16 protein-coding genes are annotated in these 20674 nt (G+C 40.3%); 3 read left to right on the top strand and 13 right to left on the bottom strand.

Translation table 11 applies throughout. From position 1 onward, the window contains the following. Positions 1–6: 6 nt before the first annotated feature. The 4 genes from rpsJ to rpsL all read right to left on the bottom strand — a co-directional run bounded on the left by rpsJ (position 7) and on the right by rpsL (position 3598). A complete protein-coding gene (gene rpsJ / locus ABFX33_RS24015; RefSeq protein WP_028070501.1) occupies positions 7–312 on the bottom strand; it encodes a 30S ribosomal protein S10 in 306 nt (101 codons plus the stop codon). A gap of 128 nt (positions 313–440) precedes the next feature. Continuing rightward, positions 441–2564, bottom strand: a complete 2124-nt coding sequence (gene fusA, locus ABFX33_RS24020) for an elongation factor G (protein WP_346088727.1) — start codon at positions 2562–2564, stop codon at positions 441–443. A gap of 133 nt (positions 2565–2697) precedes the next feature. Beyond that, entirely contained in the window at positions 2698–3165 is a 468-nt protein-coding gene (gene rpsG / locus ABFX33_RS24025) for a 30S ribosomal protein S7 (protein ID WP_046671863.1), read from the bottom strand. 19 nt (positions 3166–3184) lie between these two features. Beyond that, on the bottom strand, positions 3185–3598 hold the full coding sequence (gene rpsL, locus ABFX33_RS24030) for a 30S ribosomal protein S12 (RefSeq protein ID WP_100340149.1): 414 nt from the start codon (positions 3596–3598) through the stop codon (positions 3185–3187). Between the two features lie 824 nt (positions 3599–4422). Between rpsL and ABFX33_RS24035 the strand changes: the two genes are divergently transcribed. Then, positions 4423–4836, top strand: coding sequence for a hypothetical protein (locus ABFX33_RS24035; RefSeq protein ID WP_257087544.1), 414 nt, complete (start codon positions 4423–4425; stop codon positions 4834–4836). Between the two features lie 75 nt (positions 4837–4911). Here the strand turns inward: ABFX33_RS24035 and rnr are convergent, their stop codons facing one another. Continuing rightward, positions 4912–7044 (bottom strand): ribonuclease R, encoded by a 2133-nt coding sequence (rnr, locus tag ABFX33_RS24040; RefSeq protein WP_346088729.1) that lies wholly within the window; start codon positions 7042–7044, stop codon positions 4912–4914. Positions 7045–7089: 45 nt separating this feature from the next. Between rnr and ABFX33_RS24045 the strand changes: the two genes are divergently transcribed. Then, entirely contained in the window at positions 7090–7263 is a 174-nt protein-coding gene (locus ABFX33_RS24045) for a hypothetical protein (protein ID WP_257087545.1), read from the top strand. Between the two features lie 42 nt (positions 7264–7305). Here ABFX33_RS24045 and ABFX33_RS24050 read toward each other — a convergent pair whose 3' ends face one another. Both ABFX33_RS24050 and fsa read right to left on the bottom strand, forming a co-directional pair. Next, a complete protein-coding gene (locus ABFX33_RS24050) occupies positions 7306–7734 on the bottom strand; it encodes a Fur family transcriptional regulator (protein WP_346088731.1) in 429 nt (142 codons plus the stop codon). Between the two features lie 131 nt (positions 7735–7865). Continuing rightward, positions 7866–8525, bottom strand: a complete 660-nt coding sequence (gene fsa / locus ABFX33_RS24055; RefSeq protein ID WP_120262140.1) for a fructose-6-phosphate aldolase — start codon at positions 8523–8525, stop codon at positions 7866–7868. Positions 8526–8703: 178 nt separating this feature from the next. Between fsa and ABFX33_RS24060 the strand changes: the two genes are divergently transcribed. Next, a complete protein-coding gene (locus ABFX33_RS24060; protein WP_346088732.1) occupies positions 8704–9924 on the top strand; it encodes an MFS transporter in 1221 nt (406 codons plus the stop codon). An 83-nt stretch (positions 9925–10007) separates the two neighbouring features. Here ABFX33_RS24060 and ABFX33_RS24065 read toward each other — a convergent pair whose 3' ends face one another. The 6 genes from ABFX33_RS24065 to ABFX33_RS24090 form a co-directional block, all read right to left on the bottom strand. Then, positions 10008–10463, bottom strand: coding sequence for an aspartyl protease family protein (locus ABFX33_RS24065; RefSeq protein ID WP_244211865.1), 456 nt, complete (start codon positions 10461–10463; stop codon positions 10008–10010). A 129-nt stretch (positions 10464–10592) separates the two neighbouring features. Next, positions 10593–11531, bottom strand: coding sequence for a malate dehydrogenase (locus ABFX33_RS24070; protein ID WP_120262138.1), 939 nt, complete (start codon positions 11529–11531; stop codon positions 10593–10595). A 397-nt stretch (positions 11532–11928) separates the two neighbouring features. Continuing rightward, a complete protein-coding gene (gene tamL / locus ABFX33_RS24075) occupies positions 11929–14253 on the bottom strand; it encodes a translocation and assembly module lipoprotein TamL (RefSeq protein WP_346088733.1) in 2325 nt (774 codons plus the stop codon). After that, complete coding sequence (locus ABFX33_RS24080; protein WP_346088734.1) at positions 14225–19510, bottom strand: translocation/assembly module TamB domain-containing protein; 5286 nt, start codon at positions 19508–19510, stop codon at positions 14225–14227. The genes tamL and ABFX33_RS24080 overlap by 29 nt, the downstream gene beginning before the upstream one ends. Positions 19511–19827: 317 nt before the next feature. Then, complete coding sequence (locus ABFX33_RS24085) at positions 19828–20202, bottom strand: MauE/DoxX family redox-associated membrane protein (protein WP_120262135.1); 375 nt, start codon at positions 20200–20202, stop codon at positions 19828–19830. A 22-nt stretch (positions 20203–20224) separates the two neighbouring features. After that, positions 20225–20566 (bottom strand): DUF4342 domain-containing protein, encoded by a 342-nt coding sequence (locus ABFX33_RS24090; RefSeq protein ID WP_223580976.1) that lies wholly within the window; start codon positions 20564–20566, stop codon positions 20225–20227. Positions 20567–20674: the final 108 nt, after the last annotated feature.

Here is a 20674-nt window from a genome sequence, read left to right on the forward strand (position 1 = left end):
AATCTATCACACTTTGATTTCTACTTCAACACCTGAAGGTAATTCAAGTTTCATCAATGCGTCAACAGTTTTAGCGTTTGATGAATAGATATCCAACAATCTTTTGTAAGCACACAATTGGAATTGCTCACGTGCTTTTTTGTTAACGTGTGGTGAACGTAATACCGTGTAGATTTTTTTCTCAGTAGGCAATGGAATAGGACCACTAACAACTGCACCTGTAGGTTTTACTGTTTTTACGATTTTTTCAGCTGACTTGTCAACCAAATTGTAATCGTAAGATTTCAATTTAATTCTGATTCTTTGGCTCATTTTTATTTATTTAAAATGATTGCTAATTAGAGCTATTCACAACTAGCAATCGGTGTGTATTTTTGATTTAAGGAACAAAGATAAAAGATAATATCCTTCAACCTTTGTTCCTTTATTTTTGGGTTCTATTATTCAACAGAACCTTTGATTTTACCTTTTGATTTTGCGATTACTTCTTCAGCAACGTTACGAGGAGCTTCTTCGAAGTGATCAAATTCCATTGTAGATGTTGCACGACCTGAAGTGATTGTACGTAATTGAGTTACGTAACCGAACATTTCAGAAAGTGGAACCAATGCTTTGATTACTTGTGCACCGTTACGTGAATCCAAACCTTGCATTTGACCACGACGACGGTTTAAGTCACCCATTACATCACCCATGTTTTCTTCTGGTGTTAAAACCTCTATTTTCATAATTGGTTCCATTAACACTGGAGAACATTTAGGCAATCCTTCACGGTATGCTTGACGAGCAGCTAATTCGAAAGACAATGAATCTGAATCGACAGCGTGGAATGAACCATCAATCAAACGAACTTTCATTCCTGATAATGGGAATCCTGCTAATACACCATTTTTCATTGAAGTTTCAAATCCTTTTTGAACAGAAGGGATAAATTCTTTAGGGATTTTACCACCAACGATTTCATTTACGAATTGAAGAGGTGATTTAGTTAAATCGAAATCTTCGTCCGCTGGAGAGATAACAACTTTGATATCCGCGAATTTACCACGACCACCTGATTGTTTTTTGAATACCTCACGGTGCTCAGTAGTACCGTTGATAGACTCTTTGTATGATACTTGAGGAGCACCTTGGTTAACCTCAACTTTGAATTCACGTTTCAAACGGTCGATCAAGATCTCTAAGTGAAGCTCACCCATACCAGAGATAACTGTTTGACCAGTTTCTTCATCAGTTTTAACAACGAATGTAGGATCTTCTTCAGCTAATTTACCAAGACCAATACCTAATCTATCTACGTCAGCTTGAGTTTTAGGCTCAATCGCTAAACCGATTACCGGTTCAGGGAAAGTCATAGACTCTAATACGATAGGGGCTTTTTCGTCACAAAGTGTATCACCAGTTTTGATGTCTTTGAAACCTACCACCGCACCGATATCACCAGCTTCGATGAAAGGGATAGGGTTTTGTTTGTTCGCGTGCATTTGGAAGATACGAGAGATACGCTCTTTGTTACCTGAACGCGTGTTCAATACATAAGAACCAGCATCTAACTTACCAGAGTAAGCACGGATGAAACACAAACGACCTACGAATGGGTCAGTCGCAATTTTGAAACCTAAAGCTGCGAAAGGCTCGTTAACAGATGGTTTACGCTCGATTTCTTCGCCAGTGTCAGGGTTAGTACCTTTTACAGCCTCTACATCAAGAGGTGAAGGCAATAATTCCATTACTAGATCCAACATGGTTTGAACACCTTTGTTTTTGAAAGATGAACCACATACCATAGGAACGATCGCATTATCTAATACTGCTTTACGTAAAGCATCTAAGATTTCGCGCTCAGTCAATGAATTTGGATCTTCGAAGAATTTCTCCATCAAAGTCTCATCATAACCAGCTACTGCTTCTAATAATTTCTCACGGTATTCAGCAACCTCGTCCAACATATCGTCAGGAATAGGAACTTCTGTAAAAGTCATCCCTTTATCATGCTCATTCCATACGATACCACGGTTGTTAATTAAATCAACAACACCTTTGAAAGTATCTTCAGCGCCGATAGGTAATTGTAAAGCGACAGCGTCAGAACCTAACATTGATTTTACTTGACCAACAACTTTCAAGAAGTCAGCTCCTGAACGGTCCATTTTATTAACGAAACCGATACGTGGAACTTTATAGTTATCTGCCAATCTCCAGTTCGTCTCAGATTGAGGCTCAACACCATCAACCGCAGAGAATAAGAATACTAATCCGTCTAATACACGTAATGAACGGTTTACCTCAACCGTGAAATCCACGTGTCCAGGAGTATCGATTACGTTTACTTGGTATTTACTACCACGGTATTGCCAGAAAACTGTAGTAGCAGCAGAAGTAATTGTAATACCACGCTCAGCCTCTTGCTCCATCCAGTCCATTGTTGAAGCACCTTCGTGAACTTCACCAATTTTATGGTTTACACCTGAGTAGTAAAGGATACGCTCAGTTGTTGTAGTTTTACCAGCATCGATGTGAGCAGCGATACCGATATTTCTAGTGAATTTTAAATCTCTTGCCATAATATTTTTAAGCAGCTGGCCTTATCGGCCTTATGTGTTTAAATGTAATGTTAAATAAGTACACCGACCTTGATAAAAGATTGTTCGTTTATCGGAGGTCGGTGTAATCATATTTTTTTGAATGTCTTCAAAATTAGAATCTGAAGTGTGAGAACGCTTTGTTAGCTTCCGCCATTTTGTGCGTATCTTCTTTCTTCTTAACAGCAGCACCTTCACCTTTAGAAGCTGAAATGATTTCTCCTGCTAATTTTTCAAACATTGTTTTTTCACCACGTTTGCGAGCGTATGAAATTAACCATTTCATACCCAAAGCGATTTTACGGTCTGGACGAACTTCCATAGGAACTTGGAAGTTAGCACCACCTACACGACGTGATTTAACTTCAACAGCAGGCATAACGTTGTTCAAAGCTTTTTTCCAAGCTTCTAAACCGCTTTCTTGTGTTTTTTGTTCTACTAATTCTACTGCATCGTAAAAAATAGAATAAGCGATAGATTTTTTACCATCTACCATCATATTGTTTACGAAACGTGTTACCTGAACGTCGTTAAACTTTGGATCAGGTAAAATGATTCTCTTTTTCGGTTTTGATTTTCTCATTTTTCTTTCCTCCGTTTAATTATTTCTTTTTACCTTTTGTTGGAGCTGCAGCTGCTTGTCCTGGTTTAGGACGCTTAGTTCCGTATTTAGAACGACGTTGGTTACGACCTGCTACACCTGAAGTATCTAATGCACCACGGATGATGTGGTAACGCACACCTGGTAAATCCTTAACACGACCACCACGGATCAATACGATCGAGTGCTCTTGTAAGTTGTGACCTTCTCCAGGGATGTAAGCGTTGACCTCTTTACCGTTTGTTAAACGTACACGAGCTACTTTACGCATTGCTGAGTTTGGTTTTTTAGGGGTAGTAGTATATACACGTGTACATACACCTCTTCGCTGTGGACATGAGTCCAACGCTGGTGACTTACTCTTATCAACCAGAGCTACTCTACCTTTTCTAACTAATTGTTGAATAGTAGGCATTTACCTGTTTTTGTTTATAAATTTGATACCTAAATTATTTTAAGTTCGCAAAGATACTGATTTCGTTTTGAATATTAAATAGTTAGTATATAAAATTTAGATTATTTTTTTGAAATAGAAGCTCTCTTTTCCCTGAAGCGAAGCCATGTCGTCGCGTGGGTTGACAAGTTCGCGCTCCTGCTGCTGTATATTCTCCTTGGTCTAGTTGATTTAGTCGGGTGGAATGTTCATGTACCCACCTGTCATAATTGAATCGACCCCCGTCTTAGTTCTTTTCAGCAACAACTGGATGAACTTGTCGGCTGTCGGAAGGATTTAGTCACCTGTTTATCTGTTTTGTCCAGGGTTTAGATGACATAGCCGGGTGTGTTTTTCATTTACTCACCTGTCGAACGCGCTTCGCCACCCCACTAAGCCTCTTAGGCAGGTGAGAGAAGCGATATTTTGCTCCGGTAATTGACTGACACAGCGGGAGCGCTGACCACATCGACCTGCTGATCTCCCAATAGGGGCTTTGTTGCTATTCTGTATGAAGATTAATTCAACAGCAAGCTTATTTATTTTTTTTGCTTCGTCCTTAACCAGATTTGCCCGCGGATTTTTTTTAATTGGTGCGCAATAAAAAAGGAACATAACGAGAAATTCAGTTAAGTCGCTCTATTATTGTTCGGTAGCTATGGGTAGGATGCGAATTCTTGAAATGGACTATCTACTGGTTTCTGAGTATATTGTCTATTCTGCATGTTGTTGCGTTCTTTTGGCAAGACATTTGTTAAAAACGAAGAGATAATTTTTTAGTAAAAACAAATTAAAGTATTCAAATTATGAAAATGAAATTAATGTATGCAGTGGTATTGGCGCTGGTAGCGTTCGCTTTCGTGGGATGTTCAAAGGATAAAGATGAGCCTATCCAAACAGGTGGAAGCATTGATGCAGCTGTAGGAACTTATAAGGGTAGTATAGATCTATCAAATACCAATGGACCAATGTTTGATAAAACTTTGACTGTTACAAAAGTATCTGACAATACATTGAAAGTTGAGATTGGGGACAAAGCACTTAAAATACCTACAAAAGAGTTCAAGGTTATCAATAATATGGACGTATCAATTCAGACATCTGGTGTTTCTCCAGAAGGATCATTTTTATTTGATGTGAAAAATAAAACACTTCTTTGTCAGGGGAAAGAAACAAAAGTCGGTGATGTATTTTTTACTTTCGAAGGAACCAAACAATAAGTTTCTTCAGTACAACACATAAAAAAACCGTATCAGTAACGCTAATACGGTTTTTTTATGTCTAACTAGATTGTATTACGACAACAACGTAAAATCAATCTGCCGTTTATCTAGATCTACTTTCTTCACACGGATCTGAACCTCATCACCCAGTTGGAATTTCTTTTTCTTCCGTTGGCCAATAATCGCATAGTTCTTCTCATCCAGTACGTAGAAATCATCCGTGATATCACGTAAGCGTACCATACCCTCACACTTGTTCTCCTCAATCTCCACATACATACCCCATTCGGTCACACCCGATACGATACCCGTATATTCTGTACCGATCTGATCTTGCAGGTATTCCGCTTGTTTGTATTTGATGGATGCGCGTTCCGCTTCAGCTGCCTTTTTCTCCATTTGTGAAGAGTGCTCCGACATTTTCTCGTAGTGCTCGGCATTGACCTTTGTACCACCATCCAGGTAGAACTGCAAAAGACGGTGCACCATCACATCCGGATATCGACGGATAGGGGAGGTGAAATGGGTATAATAGTCAAATGCCAATCCATAATGGCTTGTTTTCTTCGTTGTATAGATTGCCTTGGCCATTGAACGCACCGCCAGGGAGGTCAGCATATTTTGTTCCTTGCTACCTTCGATCTTCGTCATTATCGCATTGAGGGATTTCGCTGTTTCCTTGTCTGTTTTAATGGTTAACTTGTGGCCAAAACGTGCCGCAAATTGCGAAAATGTAGTCAACGTCTCTGGGTTCGGAACATCGTGGTATCGGTATACAAACGTTAATTTGTTTTTACCACGGCCTTGTTTACCGATATACTCAGCCACTTTACGGTTGGCCAACAACATAAAGTCTTCGATCAATTTGTGGGCATCTTTACGTACTTTGGTATATACACCTGTAGGTTTGCCATTCTCATCCAAAGTGAATTTAACCTCCTCACTTTCAAAGGAAATTGCTCCATTTTTAAACTTACGTTCACGAAGGATATAAGCGAGCTCGTTCAATTTTAAGATCTCATGGCTGAAATCACCGGATTTCGTCTCGATAACTTCCTGTGCCTCCTCATAACTAAACCGCCTGTCCGAATGGATAATCGTGCGGCCAAACCATTGCTCATGAATAGTAGCTTTTTCGTCCATTTCGAATACTGCCGAAAAACAAAGTTTGTCTTCATGTGGGCGTAATGAACATACGCCATTGGACAAACGTTCCGGAAGCATTGGAATAACACGGTCAACCAAGTAGACCGATGTCGCACGGTTAAAAGCTTCTTTATCCAACTCGGTATCCGGAATCACAAAATGCGATACATCGGCAATATGTACACCGATCTCGTAATTGCCATTCTCCAGCTTTTGGAAAGATATGGCATCGTCAAAATCTTTGGCATCTGCAGGGTCAATTGTAAATGTGGTGACCCCTCTGAAATCACGTCTTTTGGCAATCTCTTCCTTGCTGATCTTATCCGTGATTTTATTGGCTTCGTCTTCTACCTTCTTCGGGAATTCCAATGGGAAGCCGTAGTCTGCCAAGATCGCATTCATCTCGGTGTTGTTTTCGCCTTTGACACCCAGAACATGTTTGACCGTTCCTACCGGATTCTTACTGCCACTTGGCCAGTCAATAATCGAAACCACAACTTTCTCTTTGTCCTTGGCACCATTCAAGTTGTCCAAAGGAATAAAGATATCGTGCAACATCTTGCGATCATCGGCGATAAAAAATGCGAAATTGTTTGAAATGCTGATTGTTCCCGTAAAGTCGGTTTTGGCCCGCTGTAGGATTTCAATAACTTCACCTTCTTTTTTGCGGCCACCTTTTCTTTTCTCAAAAGTGTGTACTTTGACAATGTCGCCATGCAGGGCTTGTCTTAGTTTACGCGGCGCAATATAAATATCGTTTTCAAATTCATCCTCAGGGATAATATAGGCGGAACCATCGGCTGTCATATCCACTTTCCCGGTGACATATACTTTAATTTGTTTCAGGTTAAATTTTCCGCGCTCTACTTCCACAAAAAGTCCGCTTCGTACATTTTCCTGCAAAATATCAGCAATAGCAACTTTGGAATCGTTGTCCGTCAGATTCAATTTGGAAGAAACTTGCTTATAGTTGAGGGGCTTGTTTCCTGATTTTTCGAAAATATCGATGATCAGTTGGGTTAATACCTCTTTATAGGGATTATCTTTTCTTGTCTTCATTCGTTTTATTATTTACTCATTTGTATTAGCAACCAAGTCATTTGTATGATCGCTAGTGTGTCGAATAGCGGTTATTATCCCGTAGGTACAATAAACCAACGCTATGCGCAATCATTCATCTGTATGATGATTACGGTGTTGATACAAGGTACAAAAAAATCAGCATTCACCCGTACAATAGCCGAGCCAATCGGAGTGAATCCGATTTCCAAATTATAGACAGATCAAGCGGAAAATTGTTTTGAAGCTGTAGGTTGTGATTTATTTTTTACAATGATTACATACGCCAAGCGCGTTAATGGCAATCGCCTCCAAGCTAAATCCATCGGGGATAGACACTTTTGGCAATGTAATTTCGTCCAGACAATAGACCGAGTTGCATACCCGACAGATGAAATGCACATGTTGGTCATGATGGTCATGTTCGGAACAGTTGGTGGAACACATGGCATAGGTAGCGGTTCCGTGTAGATCAAAGATCTTATGGATAATACCCTTTTCCTCAAAACTGGCCAATACACGATACAATGTCACACGGTCGATATCCTTACCCAACAATTTCTCCAGTTCCGGTTGCGAAATAGCCGAATCTTTCGTTGAAATAATTTCAAGAACCTTTAACCTGGGTTGGGTGATTTTTAAACTATTTCGTTTCAGAATTTCTGGATATACAGTGTTGGATTGTTCCATGGATTTATTCGTTATAACCTTAGATCAATTACAAAAATACGGAATTTATCCACATAAGAAAACCGATAAGGTTAAGATTATTGTCATCTTCCCCTTATCGGTTCAAAACCTATACCGAGGTATAGGCTATTTTATTTACCCGCAGCTTTAGCGTGGTCAGCCAAGAATGTTGCTAAACCGCTATCTGTCAATGGGTGTTTCAACAATGCTAACATTGCTGATAATGGGCCTGTCATTACATCTGCACCGATTTTAGCACAACCTAAGATGTGTGCGCTATGGCGTACAGAAGCTGCTAAGATCTGTGTTGGGTATTGGTAGTTGTCGTAGATCAAACGGATATCTTCGATCAATGCCAATCCGTCTGTAGAGATATCATCCAAACGGCCAATAAAAGGAGATACATATGTAGCGCCTGCTTTTGCAGCCAATAAAGCTTGACCAGCAGTGAATACTAATGTACAGTTTGTTTTAATACCTTTTTTGCTGAAATATTTGATTGCTTTCACGCCATCTTTGATCATAGGAACTTTTACAACGATCTTGCTGTCAAGAGCTGCTAATGCTTCGCCTTCTTTGATCATTTCTTCGTAAGTTGTAGAAATAACCTCAGCACTCACGTCGCCGTCAACAATTGCACAGATTGCTTTGTAGTGGTTGATTACGTTCTCATCACCGCTGATACCTTCTTTAGCCATTAAACTTGGATTGGTCGTTACACCGTCTAATACGCCTAAGTCTTGGGCTTCCTTGATTTGCTCTAGGTTCGCTGTGTCAATAAAAAATTTCATTGTGTATGTTATTGAATGATAATTATTTGATTATTTTAATGTTCAAAATAATAGGTGCAAAGTTATTGATTATATTCCAGTATTACACATCTATTTCGATGAATTACATCATTATTTTTGCAAAATAGAATCTCTTCCCGTTCTTTTTTGTTATACTTTTATAGTATTATCTTTATATATGCAGATTTTTAGATCGCTCCATTATAGAAACTTCCGTTTACATGTAATAGGACAAGCAATTTCCCTCATGGGGACTTGGATGCAGCGAATAGCAATCAGCTGGCTGGTCTATGAACTGACCAGTTCGGTCTTCTGGTTGGGTTTCGTTCAGTTTATTTCCTTATTACCCTCCTTGGTCTTGTCCCCTTTTATCGGAAGTTTTGTTGATAAACATAAGAAATATAAACTGGTGTTATTGACGCAGATCGGCCTGATGATACAAGCAGGTATGCTGACATTGCTGGTTTACCTTAAATTGGAGACTGTGTTGTGGCTCTCGGTTCTTGGGCTGATACAAGGGGTCATCAACTCCTTTGACGTGCTCGGTCGACAATCTTTGATGATGTATCTGGTCGGTGACCGCAAGGATCTGCCCAACGCCATTGCGCTCAATTCAACCATCTTTAACGCTGCCCGGATGCTGGGACCCGCCATCGGTGGAATCTTACTCAGTACCTATGGTGAATTGGTCTGTTTTGCATTGAATTTTATCAGCTTTGTACCCGTTATCATTACATTGTTGATGATGAAGGTGGATGAAACCAAGGTGCAACTAAGTAAAGGTAGCAACTGGGAGGGACTGGTCGAGGGATTTCGCTACCTCAAACGTTCACCGCATATTTCCTCCTTGATTATTATCATGACTTTTTCCAGTTTGATCGTCATTCCTTATACCTCACTTTTGCCCGCGATAGCGAAAGAGATGTTTCATGGGGATGAGCGTATATTTTCCTGGTTTGAAAGTGCTGCCGGATTGGGGGCCATGATCGGTGCATTTAACATGGCCCGACTAAAATCGGGAACGAATCTCCGCTATCAGGTGATGGGAGCGGCTGCACTGATGGGGCTAGCATTACTGTTCCTAGCGCATTCCACTATGTTACAGATGGCTTTAGTCTATGTGATGCTGGTTTCCTTTGCTATGATGATGCAGAATTCCAGTATCAATACCTATATTCAGACACATGCCATACCGATCTACCGGGCGCGGGCTATTTCGTATTATGTCATGGCCTTTCAAGGGATATTTCCAATAGGTACACTTATGATCGGTTCCCTGGCGAGTTATTATGGTTTACGAACGACCTTATACCTGATGGGTGGACTGGGGATCGTTATTGCGCTACTGTATTATACTTACCTGCGGATGCATATCCATAAGCGGCTTTTTAAACTGTAGTATTGAGTAGTTGGTATTGCGTATTGAGATTCTGGTATAGCAAGCCGGAGGCTTACCAGTCTAGTACGGGATATTTTACGGGCTTACTTACTCTTGATTTTTCGGTCCCGCAAGCGTAATGTCTTTTTCGCATAATCAATAACGGCACCATAATCAGCGAAAATATCACCACCTAGTACCCCGATCACAGGCTCCAGATCCATTTGCTGATAGGCATAATTGATCGAACTTAGGTCCAGTACGGCGGTCTTCAATTTGTTGATGTGCCAGGTGCCGATTGCCAAACTGGGAATTTCCATGTTGAAGCTTTCCATCGAGTTGGTGCCCAAACCTGTTGATAAGGTTTCCGATGGTTCCAACAGCAATTGATCCTCCAAAAGATGTCCCATTTGGGTTTTATCAAATACGGTTTTAGATGCTCCCGTATCGATGACCATTTTAAAACTGCGTTCATAAAGCGTTACATCAACAAGAATATGTGTTCCTTGTCCCTGAAGATCTAAGATTTGAAAAGGTACTGTTGTCATATTCCCAAACATAGCTAAAAATTTAATTAAAAAAAAAGTTTGAAGCGCACCGATGTTCCTATGAAAGTAAAATCTTTTTTGCAACATGAAAAAAGGCCGTTATTTAGAATAACAGCCTTTTTTCTCACTAATTTATGTTGATTACAATACCTTTATCTCTTTCAATACATTATTCATGGTGCGTACGGCGTCAGCACTTTTGCTGAATTTTTCCTTATCTTCCTCATCCAGTTGTAATGGAATAATGCGATCCCAGCCTTTTTTGTTAATAACAACCGGAACACCAAGATTAATATCCTCCTGGCCAAATTCACCTTCGAGGTAAACAGAAGCGGTAAATAATTTACCTTGGTCACGTACAATGCTTTCGACCACTGCAGCAGTAGCAGCACCTGGAGCATACCAGGCTGACGTACCAATCAGGCTCGTTAAAGTTGCTCCGCCCACCATGGTCTTATGGACAATCTCCGCCTGTTCTTCAGCAGTAAGAAAGTTACTGACCGGAATGCTGTTCCACGTGGAGTGCTTTATCAGAGGAATCATGGTCGTATCACCGTGGCCACCAATGACAATGGCATTGAGGTCTGCGGCCGACGCATTTAATTTTTCACTCAATTGATATTTGAAGCGAGCTGAATCCAAAGTACCCCCCATTCCGATAATCCTATTTTTAGGCAAACCGCTTGACTTGAGCGCGAGGTAGGTCATCGTATCCATTGGATTGGAGACAATGACAATAATGATATCCGGAGAGTGTTTTACCAAATTCTCTACAACTGATTTGACAATATTTGCATTTGTCCCGATCAATTCCTCACGGGTCATTCCCGGTTTACGGGGAATACCTGAGGTGATGACAGCAACAGTAGAACCCGCAGTAGACAGATAGTCATTGGTAACTCCTTTGATTTTGGATTCAAAACCCAGTAGGGCAGCCGTTTGGGCCATATCTTGCGCTTTTCCCTCTGCAAATCCTTCCTTGATATCCAATAACACAATCTCCTCGGCGACATTTCGACGGATTAAATTGTCCGCTGTAGTTGCTCCTACAGCTCCAGCACCAACAATAGTTACTTTCATATGTAAATTATTTGTTTTTTAATGGCCATATGGAATATCCAGTCTATTTTCGCGAATGCTTGTACTGTTTTTTGACATGGATATTTCATGAGCATTTATGTGGATTAGTAAATAATGCTTGAATTTAACGAATTATTGTCAGTAAATCAATCAATTTCACCGGAATAACTTGTTTTTAAAAAGATAATAGAAGCGCTCATCCGGATTATGCTAATCGTGATACCCTTGTGGCACTATCATGGTATAATCTCTTATTTGCTTACGAATGGATGCGGATGCTTATAGAACCAAAAGACAAAAAAAGACTGTCCTAAAAGACAGTCTTTTTTTGTTTGAGGTGAATTTTCGAATGAGAATTTACTGATTTCAAATTTCATCCAAATCGTATGACTCAGTTCTAGAACGGATAGCCAATGGCCAGATTGAACATCAGGTTATCTTTGCGCCATTGCGAACTGCCAAAATCTATATCCTTAAATACCCAACGTTCCCCTTTAGGTAAGTAGGGGATACGGAATGGAATGGAAAAATCTGTTCGGATAATTAGGAAGGTAAAGTCGAAACGCAAGCCGGCTCCGCCACCTACAGCAAGTTCATTTAAAAAGTTTTTGCTAAACTTAGCTCCTGGTTTGTTCACATCTTCTCGTTGTAACCAGACGTTACCTGCATCAATAAACGCCGCCCAATGGACAAAACCAGCCAGTTTAGAACGATATTCAGTATTCATTTCCAATTTGATATCGCCGGTTTGATCAGCATAAAATAACCCATTGCTCAATTTCTCTGGAGCAACGGTTCCCGGACCTATCGCACGGGCACCAAAGGCACGGATACTGTTTGGCCCACCGACATAATATTGTTTTAAATAGGGAAGGGATCGCGAGTTTCCATAGGAATAACTCAAGCCGAGACTCACCCGGGAAGCTAATTGGGAATTCTCAGACAGTTTCATATAATGCCTTCCGTCGCCGCTTAATTTAATATACTGGGAGAAGTAGGCATCGAATAGTTTGAATGTCTTGCCCTTATTGAAGTCTGCCCCTTTGATTAAACCAAGGATATTACCCGAAAGATCCAAATTTCCTTTGAAATAGAACGTATTCTTCAAGTGCTGCTTCATCGTATTCTGGAACGTGAAGTTGTAGTTTGGTCCGATCGTAAACTGTGGATCAATGGCATGTCGCAGAGCGGGAATGGTATCCATCTGCCTTTGGTAATTCTCCGAAATACCTTTAGGCTGTACATAGGTAATTTCCATCAAGGCAAGGTCATGCTGCTTTTCCTCCGATTCTTGCCAGATATAACCATAATCTAGGGCGATTGAATTGAGTGTATAAGCCTTACGGCGATTTAAGAATTCATAACGTCCTTTGACATAGGTTTTGGGGATAAATCGACGTGAGGGGTTAATACTGCCAAAAGGAGACAGGATCCGAGGAAATGTCAGGGTAGCTTCCATTCCGTAACGGTAATAGCTGGAATTCAGATCGGCATTTCCTCCGGTTTGGGTTTCATATCCTCCAAAGACATTAAAGCTCAATTGCTCGGCACCCTTAAATGCATTGCGCAGGGTCCAATTGACGTTGACTTCAGTACCATTATAGACCGATGCCATTTTGCCAAGTAGTTCTACCCGCAAGGATTTTTTTGGTAGTGGTGTGAGATAGTAATAGACATCTAGTGCATTGGGTACCTCCTTACTATCCACAAAGTTGTTCTTAACAAATTTCCAGCTGTTCAGGTTGACCAAATGGCTGATCGTCTGGTTGTGCGCCGTACGGTTGTATGTATCTCCAGGATGGAAGAAGATATGTTTTGCGATAACGGGTTTGCGAAAGGTATTTCTCCGGTCTATAAAATAGTAACTACTGTCAAACAACTCGGCATTTCGGGTCGACCGTTGGTAGCCTGAACTGGTCTCCGTGTAATTCGGAAAAATATAGATCTTATTGATTTTCGAAGGAACCTTTGCTTGTGCTGGTGTTTCCTTTTTTACCGTTACATACATGTCAACCCTGTTGTTCCGATGCGAACTGTCGACTTCAACCAAAATATAATCTGGGCTAAAATAGTAATAACCTTTGTTTTTAAGGTCATTGTCAATGCGGTCACGTTCATTCAGCACGACATCAAGACTGTAATGTTTACCCACCTGCAAAAGGCTCTTGTCCGAAGATGATCGGATATCCCGACCCAATTGGCTGTTGCTATCGATATCAAATTTGACCGACTGGATTTTGTAGATGATATTTGGCTTGGCTGTATAATTTACGGTGGCTTTTTTTTCCTCTACCAGTGTGTCGGATTTTACCTCAGCATTGAAAAAACCAATATTCTCCATACGGTTCCGCAGCAGGTTCTCATTGTATTCACGGTTGACATCACTCAACAAAACAGGTTCTTCACCAATTTTCTTGAAGAATCTCTTGATCATGTTTTTATTGGCTGAATCACCAGCCATATTATTAAAATAAAGCTTAAACGGAACACCTGCCAGACGTTTATTGGGTTTGGGCATCAATGCCGACTGAAGATAGGTTGCAAGCTTTTCCTTATTCTCCTTTGAAATGGTATCCGAATCTATAATCACATTGCCTTTGACATACAGGCTTTCTCCTTCTTTCAAGTTCTTGGTGGAAGAACAGGAGGCTATTATTGTGCCCAGTGTCAATATTCCGATAGCAAATTTCAGTTTAGCTCGCATGATAACTCCTTTCCTCATCTTCATTTTTAATCGCTGTCGTTCTGATCGTATCTAAATTTGTTTTTGGACTTGGATTTTTTGGCGCATTTTTACTTGAGTCCAATTGTTGTTTACGTTTTTCTTTTTCACGCTCTTCAATACGTTTTCTATACTCCGGACTATGGAGCATCAAACTGTCTCTAATGACTGTACGGACGCTGTCCCGATAGACGGAATCCGTTTCCATCCGTTCCACATTAAAGCGTTTTCTAAACCCTTTGCTGTCGGTATCATAGTATTCCTTAAGTTTTTTGGAACTCATCCAGATCTCTTTAAACTTATTATAGTCCATATTGATAATAAACCCGATACCTGTTTCAACATATTGCCCCTGAAGTGTCACTTGATATTGGTTTTTGCGATAAACACGTGCAAAATAGCGACCGTCTTGAGACAGTTGATAATCCAATTGGATATCACCCGCAATATTATTGGCGGTTTCACCGGGTCTTGTATTGCCTTCGACCTCAAAATTGGAGCCTACAGTAATTTTCAGGCGGTCATTCAGGAGCATTTTTGATACACCGATATTTAAGTCGGTTCGAGTTTGTCCAGCTCCGGTTGCATAGTCCTGCTCGGAGGTTAAGTTGAAATCCAGTTCTACACCGGTGATCAACTCTGAAGCCAAACGGTTTAACTGTCCGCTCAGGAACGAACTGATACTATTCCGAACGATAGCTTCTGTACCACCGCCACCGGATAAACTTTCAAACGGATTGGTCGACATAAATCGCCCCAATACAATGAGGGAGAACACCTGCTTGTTGAGTTCAGACGGATTTTCACGGAGTGTAGTCAAGGCATTGTTTACCTTACTGACGACATCCTGGGATACGATGGAGTTATTCTCGTCCAGATCAATATCAAAACCCAACTGTGGCTGGAAGAGCTTGTCTGTAATTTTTAGTAAAACATTGAACGGAACACGTTGTTTGTACAGATTGGCATTTTCTGATCCCAGTTGCGTTGCCACCAGTTCTAAGGTAGGCGCCTTGATCATATATGCAGCCGTGATATTAAGACGTGCGTCCAACGGGTCCCCATTCCAGGTGATGGTACTTCCTTTTTGGAAGGTAAAATCTTTTTTCACTGGGCCAAAACTAAAGGAATAACTTCCTTTGTCCACGGTAAATGTCCCAGACAGGGTAACCTTACTGCTGGCGTCTATACCTGCATTTAATTCCGCCTGCCCCTGGATATTTAGGGCATCCTGTGAACCAGCATCCAAAAGAATCTTAAATTTAGCCTCTTTATCGGTTTGTAGATTCAGATCCACATCTATTCCGGTCAATTTGGTAACAGTCATGGAATCCAGCTTGGCAAATACGTTCGTATGGGTTGTATCGCTCTTATCAACAAACTCTACCACACCTTTACGGTCAGCCATTCCCGGATTCTCATTTGGCATAACGAAAGTAAAATCGGTGTCGTCAAGAACTTTGATGGTTCCATCGACAACAGGTTTGTCCAGATTTCCTCTGATCCTTAGGTTGGATGTCAGGTACATCTTACCATAGAACATGTCGTTGTCCGTCTGGGTTGAATTTAGCACCTCAAAATTGTCCGTATTCACGTTCAGATTAAAATCAAAATCAGTATAGGTTTTTGTATCGATCGAACCTGTAACTTTGGCAATATTTCCTTTTTTGTCTTCCAGTGCAAATTTTGGAAAGCTGATGCCACTATTGTCAAAATGCACAGTTTCATCTTTTGCTTTAAAGAGGGCATTTAACATGGCGATATTGAATTGAGCGTCTTTAAATTTGACGTCGCCATCTATACGAGGTTTCGAAGGGGAACCGGTTATTTTCAATTGACCTTCAAGGTTTCCTTTTGAATCTTTCAGGTAGCCTAAACTAAATGCTTGTACAGTTTGCATGCTCAACGGTTGGATATCCAATGTGAAATCCAGACTGGATTCTCCTTTCGGTGGGCTAATAAAATCACCGTTTAATACAACATTATTGCCGTTTTCACTGATACTGACATTTGCACTGTAGGTATTTTCTTTTTCGTTGTTGACTTTGATATTCACATTTCCGACAGTATCTTTTCCGACATAGAATTTGTCGATGAGCAAATCCGAAACAAATACAGGGTTGCTTTCCAAACGTGATATTGTTGCCTGGCCATTGATGCCACCACCTAGATCCATAATATCGCTCTCCAGCATTTTACTTATGGTTTCGATGCGGAAATTCTTAAAGGAAATATTTACGGGTGAATTTAATACGCTGTCTTGTGACGATATACTCAATTCTTGCCCCTTACTACTCAGAACAAAATCTTTTGCCTGAATACCTGTGTTACCAAATTTAAGTACGTTGGCCGGATTTACGTTCCATTTGTCGTAGTTCAGCATTAAGCCGTCCTGATGTAGGCTGAAAACAAATGCTCCGTTGTCCACGCGCATATCCCCACCTAAATGATACTGTTCTTTCTCTTTTTTATCTTTTATCCATAGTCCAAAATCCAGGTTATTCTGAATGACGGAACCACTAAATACCGTATTGATAAGCTCGATATTGTTGACCTTGATCTTATTGATCAAAGCCGAATAGTAAAGGGTGCTGTCCAGGGTGTTTATATCCAGGGTAACGTTGTTTATTTCCGTTCCGTTGTAGACTATTTTCGGAGCATCTAATTTGGCCAATATTGTTTTCGTGGCACTGTTGAACATTCCATCCAGCGTGATATCTTTCATTTGGGTTAATTCTGGAACAAAATCCTGCACAAATTTGGTACGGGTCAACTGTGCCGAAAATTCGATATTCTGCGGTTCATAGGGAGGAACCTTAACAGGCTTTCCGGGCTGGTAATAAACCTGCAAAATATCCCGAACGGCATTCTGTAGTTCTAGTATCTTATATTTTCCGACTAGGTGGGCATTGAAAAAAGCCGATTTTAGAAGTAGCAAATTTCTCGATGTATCTGATTTTGCAATCAACGAGATGCTATCCAGGGAATAATAAGCATCATTGTAGGCGATGGACGAGCCGGTGATATGTGCCTCCCCATTCAGAAAGTTTGGATCAGCTGAAGTAAAATGCCCGACCATCTTACCGTGGTATTTGAAATCATCCGCCATCAGCTTCAGATTTTTGAGGTTGATGGTGTCCACCATCAGTTCAAAATCCACTTGCGGATATTTAGATTTCATATTGGCTGTGGCATCCAGCTTTAATTTAATATTGGGGTCAGGACTCACTACGGAAGCTTTAATATCTCCTTTGTCTGCAGTGAGGTTCATATCGATATTCTGATAACGATAACCCATGGCATCCATACGGTTTACTTTACCGTCGAAATTGGCGACAAGTTTCTTGGGATCTGTTCCATGTCCTTTTATTTTTCCTTCAAAGGAAAGAATGCCCAGGGTGCTATCCATTTTCATGATCTGGCCAATATCAAAATCACGGATGCTAACAAAAGCATCGTAGGTCGTATCTCTGCCCGCCATGCTCACTTTCCCATCAACTTTGGCCGTTCCCTTTTCAGTAACCAACGAAAGATTGGTGTCAAAAGCGGTCATCCCGCCTTTAAATGTCCCCGTGAGTCCGATCGTATTGGGCAGTTGAAGACCTGTTGGCAACATGGTTTTGGCGACAAGTTTTTCAATATCCGAGCGACCAGTTGTTAATTTTTTCAGATTAAGGTCCATGGACATCTTATCTACATCCGGCAGCCCCTTTAGGCGCAGACTTGCAATAACCCGTGTATTGGAGAGCGTCTGAAAATCAATACTTGGAATATTCAGATCATTAAGTTTGCCCACTACGCGACCGTCGATATTGAATTTTTTGTCCATCAACGGTTTCATGACCTGCATTGTGTCAAGGAACGGTGCAAAGAAATAAATGTCGCGCATATCGACATGGCTCTTTTTGACTGTTGCATTCACGTAGATCAATTCCGGCTTTTTGGTAATGATATCCAGTGAAGGGTAGCTTACTTTGAGGTAGTCCCGAATGAGCGTACGTGGCGTTTCCGCATAGAGGTTCTTAATCTCTGCTCCTGTATTGGTATATTTAAAGTCCCCTTTAAGCTGTTTGATAACAAGGCCTGAGTGATCTGATGCGGTCAGTTCATTTAATGATCCACTGATCGAATCCGCGCTATAATATAAATCCGTCAGATTTGTTTTTATTCCCGGAATCTTGATGTTGAAATAATCGAAGCCTTTCATACGGGCTTGATTGTCATCCCGGTAAGCTAGACTTGTATTGTTGATATTGATGTCTTTGGCTGAGACAACCCATTTGATTTTTGTGGTATCAGCGGTGGCATTGCCTGTAGGCTGCGTTTTCTTGGCTACTTTTCCAAAGAGTACTTCATTGTCGGAGCCATCCAAGTGGATGGTTTGGATATCAACAAGCTCCTTGTTTAAATCAATCTTGTTGATATCTGCACGGAGATTTTTAATGTTGAACTTTGTTTTAAGCGAGCTGGATTGATCTTCATAGCGGATAAGGATATTGGCCAAGTCGGCAATCTGTATCCCCACATCCGGAAGTAGGGTTGTGGTTTGTGCGGTTTTGTCTGTGATACCAAAGTCTTTGACGGATGGAGCTGTGCCATCTACGACAGGTTTCCATTGTTTGACCGTTGCGCTTAAGCCGTCTATTTTTACCTTTGGCAGATTGAAGGCCATGTTTTTGGTCAGGTCAAATTTCTTGATATTGGTGTTTAGTGTACCTAAATAGACGTCAGCACTTGTTCCGATAACGTCATCAGCGTAAACAATATGAAATTTATCAAGCTTTATTTTATCGAGATTGAACAGCAGGGCAGAAGTGGTATCGGCTGTAGGTTTGCTTTCCTTTTCGGATGCAAATGCTTTGACGATATAATCAAAATTAAAGGAACTGTCCGGTAGTGTTCTGCGAATTTTTGCTGTGATCCCTTCCGCTTCGATACTTTGGATCTCGACCGTGTTTTTCAATAGTTTGAGCATATTGATGTCCACAGCGATGCTTTTTCCCGCAACAAGGGTGTCCTTACTCTGATCTTCCAGATAGATGTCCTGTAACACTAGTTTTTTGGGAAAATCAATATTAATATAACCGATTTTTACCGGTGTACCTATTTTTCCTTCGACATAATGAGTTACTTTTCCTGCAATATAGTTCTGAACCGAGGGTATTCGGATTAAAAATACAACTAGAATAACCAGCGCAATTATTACTCCAATAATCCACAATATTGTTTTGAAAGCAATTCGGGTAAATCTGTTCAACGTATAATTTGATTTAAGTATCTACTAATAAAAATTAAAACGGAAAAAAGTTTGCAAAGTTTTTCAGATATTAACTTATATCACCGCCATTTAAGCAAACTAAGATAAATTTGCTTGTATATGCAAGTTTAATTTGTGCAACATATGTATGCAAATTTTAGACAATTCCCCATTTATCCCTAAAAGCTTTGTGATTGAAGGGATAGCATATAAAACACATCAAATAATTGACCAAACCATTTTTGGAGTATAAAGTTTTTTATTTTTTAATTTTATGCTAACAAAAGCACGTAATATCGATCAATTTGTCAAGGAAATTACTCCATTAGCTTTTTATATTTACCCCAATTTTCAAAAATCACCCATAACCAAATGATAAAAAGTACAGCCCAGATAATTAATCCCATTTGGCTATAAAAAATCATGTTATGTGTGAAAATGCCGATGAGTATGGGAAAGATAACCAATGCGCCTAAGGTTCTCGTCTTTGGGAGGAGAAATAATAAGCCGCCCAGGATTTCGATGATTGCAACGAGCGGCATTAGCCATTTTATCGTGATGAATGCCTGAAATACCTTTTGCATATCCATGTCCATAGGTGGAACAGGCATATAATGAAAGATTTTATCTAAGCCCGCATTGACAAAAAGAAGGCCAAACAAAACACAAAGGATATTCTTTATGATGTTCATGATCGTAAAATTTAAGGGTCAATTATTTAACGGTGATTGTTGTTGGAGGCTCAGCAGAATCGTCCGGCTTTTCCTCTTCTTTCTTTTCGCTGTTTCGCTCCACAGTAATTGTACACTCGGTGAGCAGGGCCGCTACTGCACCAATAGCCGCAAATACAGGTGCTAAAATCAACCCTATTGCGCCAACAGTAATTGGAAAACTCATGATTTCTTTGCCATGTTTGTCCGAAATGCTGATTTTATTTACATTGCCCTCTGCAATGATTTCTTTGATCTTTTGTAAAAGGTTTTCACCGTTGATTTGAAATGTTTCCTTGAATCCCATAATGCTATAATTTAAGTTCGCTCTTATAAAGTTATTCATTTTTTTACAGGAATTCTTATAAAGTTAAAAATCAACAGATAGACAATAGCGTAAAGTTTTTATCGTCCGATCGCATCAGATGTGGGTATGAAAGTGAAAAAGGAGAAG

Origin of the sequence: Sphingobacterium ginsenosidimutans, assembly GCF_039536865.1 — a bacterium.
GTDB lineage: Bacteria > Bacteroidota > Bacteroidia > Sphingobacteriales > Sphingobacteriaceae > Sphingobacterium > Sphingobacterium detergens.

What these genes read in the sequence shown, in the direction of transcription:
- rpsJ (WP_028070501.1), bottom strand. Translation starts at nt 312, where the DNA reads ATGAGCCAAAGAATCAGAATTAAATTGAAATCTTACGATTACAATTTG.
- fusA (WP_346088727.1), bottom strand. Translation starts at nt 2,564, where the DNA reads ATGGCAAGAGATTTAAAATTCACTAGAAATATCGGTATCGCTGCTCAC.
- rpsG (WP_046671863.1), bottom strand. Translation starts at nt 3,165, where the DNA reads ATGAGAAAATCAAAACCGAAAAAGAGAATCATTTTACCTGATCCAAAG.
- rpsL (WP_100340149.1), bottom strand. Translation starts at nt 3,598, where the DNA reads ATGCCTACTATTCAACAATTAGTTAGAAAAGGTAGAGTAGCTCTGGTT.
- ABFX33_RS24035 (WP_257087544.1), top strand. Translation starts at nt 4,423, where the DNA reads ATGAAAATGAAATTAATGTATGCAGTGGTATTGGCGCTGGTAGCGTTC.
- rnr (WP_346088729.1), bottom strand. Translation starts at nt 7,044, where the DNA reads ATGAAGACAAGAAAAGATAATCCCTATAAAGAGGTATTAACCCAACTG.
- ABFX33_RS24045 (WP_257087545.1), top strand. Translation starts at nt 7,090, where the DNA reads ATGATCGCTAGTGTGTCGAATAGCGGTTATTATCCCGTAGGTACAATA.
- ABFX33_RS24050 (WP_346088731.1), bottom strand. Translation starts at nt 7,734, where the DNA reads ATGGAACAATCCAACACTGTATATCCAGAAATTCTGAAACGAAATAGT.
- fsa (WP_120262140.1), bottom strand. Translation starts at nt 8,525, where the DNA reads ATGAAATTTTTTATTGACACAGCGAACCTAGAGCAAATCAAGGAAGCC.
- ABFX33_RS24060 (WP_346088732.1), top strand. Translation starts at nt 8,704, where the DNA reads ATGCAGATTTTTAGATCGCTCCATTATAGAAACTTCCGTTTACATGTA.
- ABFX33_RS24065 (WP_244211865.1), bottom strand. Translation starts at nt 10,463, where the DNA reads ATGTTTGGGAATATGACAACAGTACCTTTTCAAATCTTAGATCTTCAG.
- ABFX33_RS24070 (WP_120262138.1), bottom strand. Translation starts at nt 11,531, where the DNA reads ATGAAAGTAACTATTGTTGGTGCTGGAGCTGTAGGAGCAACTACAGCG.
- tamL (WP_346088733.1), bottom strand. Translation starts at nt 14,253, where the DNA reads ATGAGGAAAGGAGTTATCATGCGAGCTAAACTGAAATTTGCTATCGGA.
- ABFX33_RS24085 (WP_120262135.1), bottom strand. Translation starts at nt 20,202, where the DNA reads ATGAACATCATAAAGAATATCCTTTGTGTTTTGTTTGGCCTTCTTTTT.
- ABFX33_RS24090 (WP_223580976.1), bottom strand. Translation starts at nt 20,566, where the DNA reads ATGAATAACTTTATAAGAGCGAACTTAAATTATAGCATTATGGGATTC.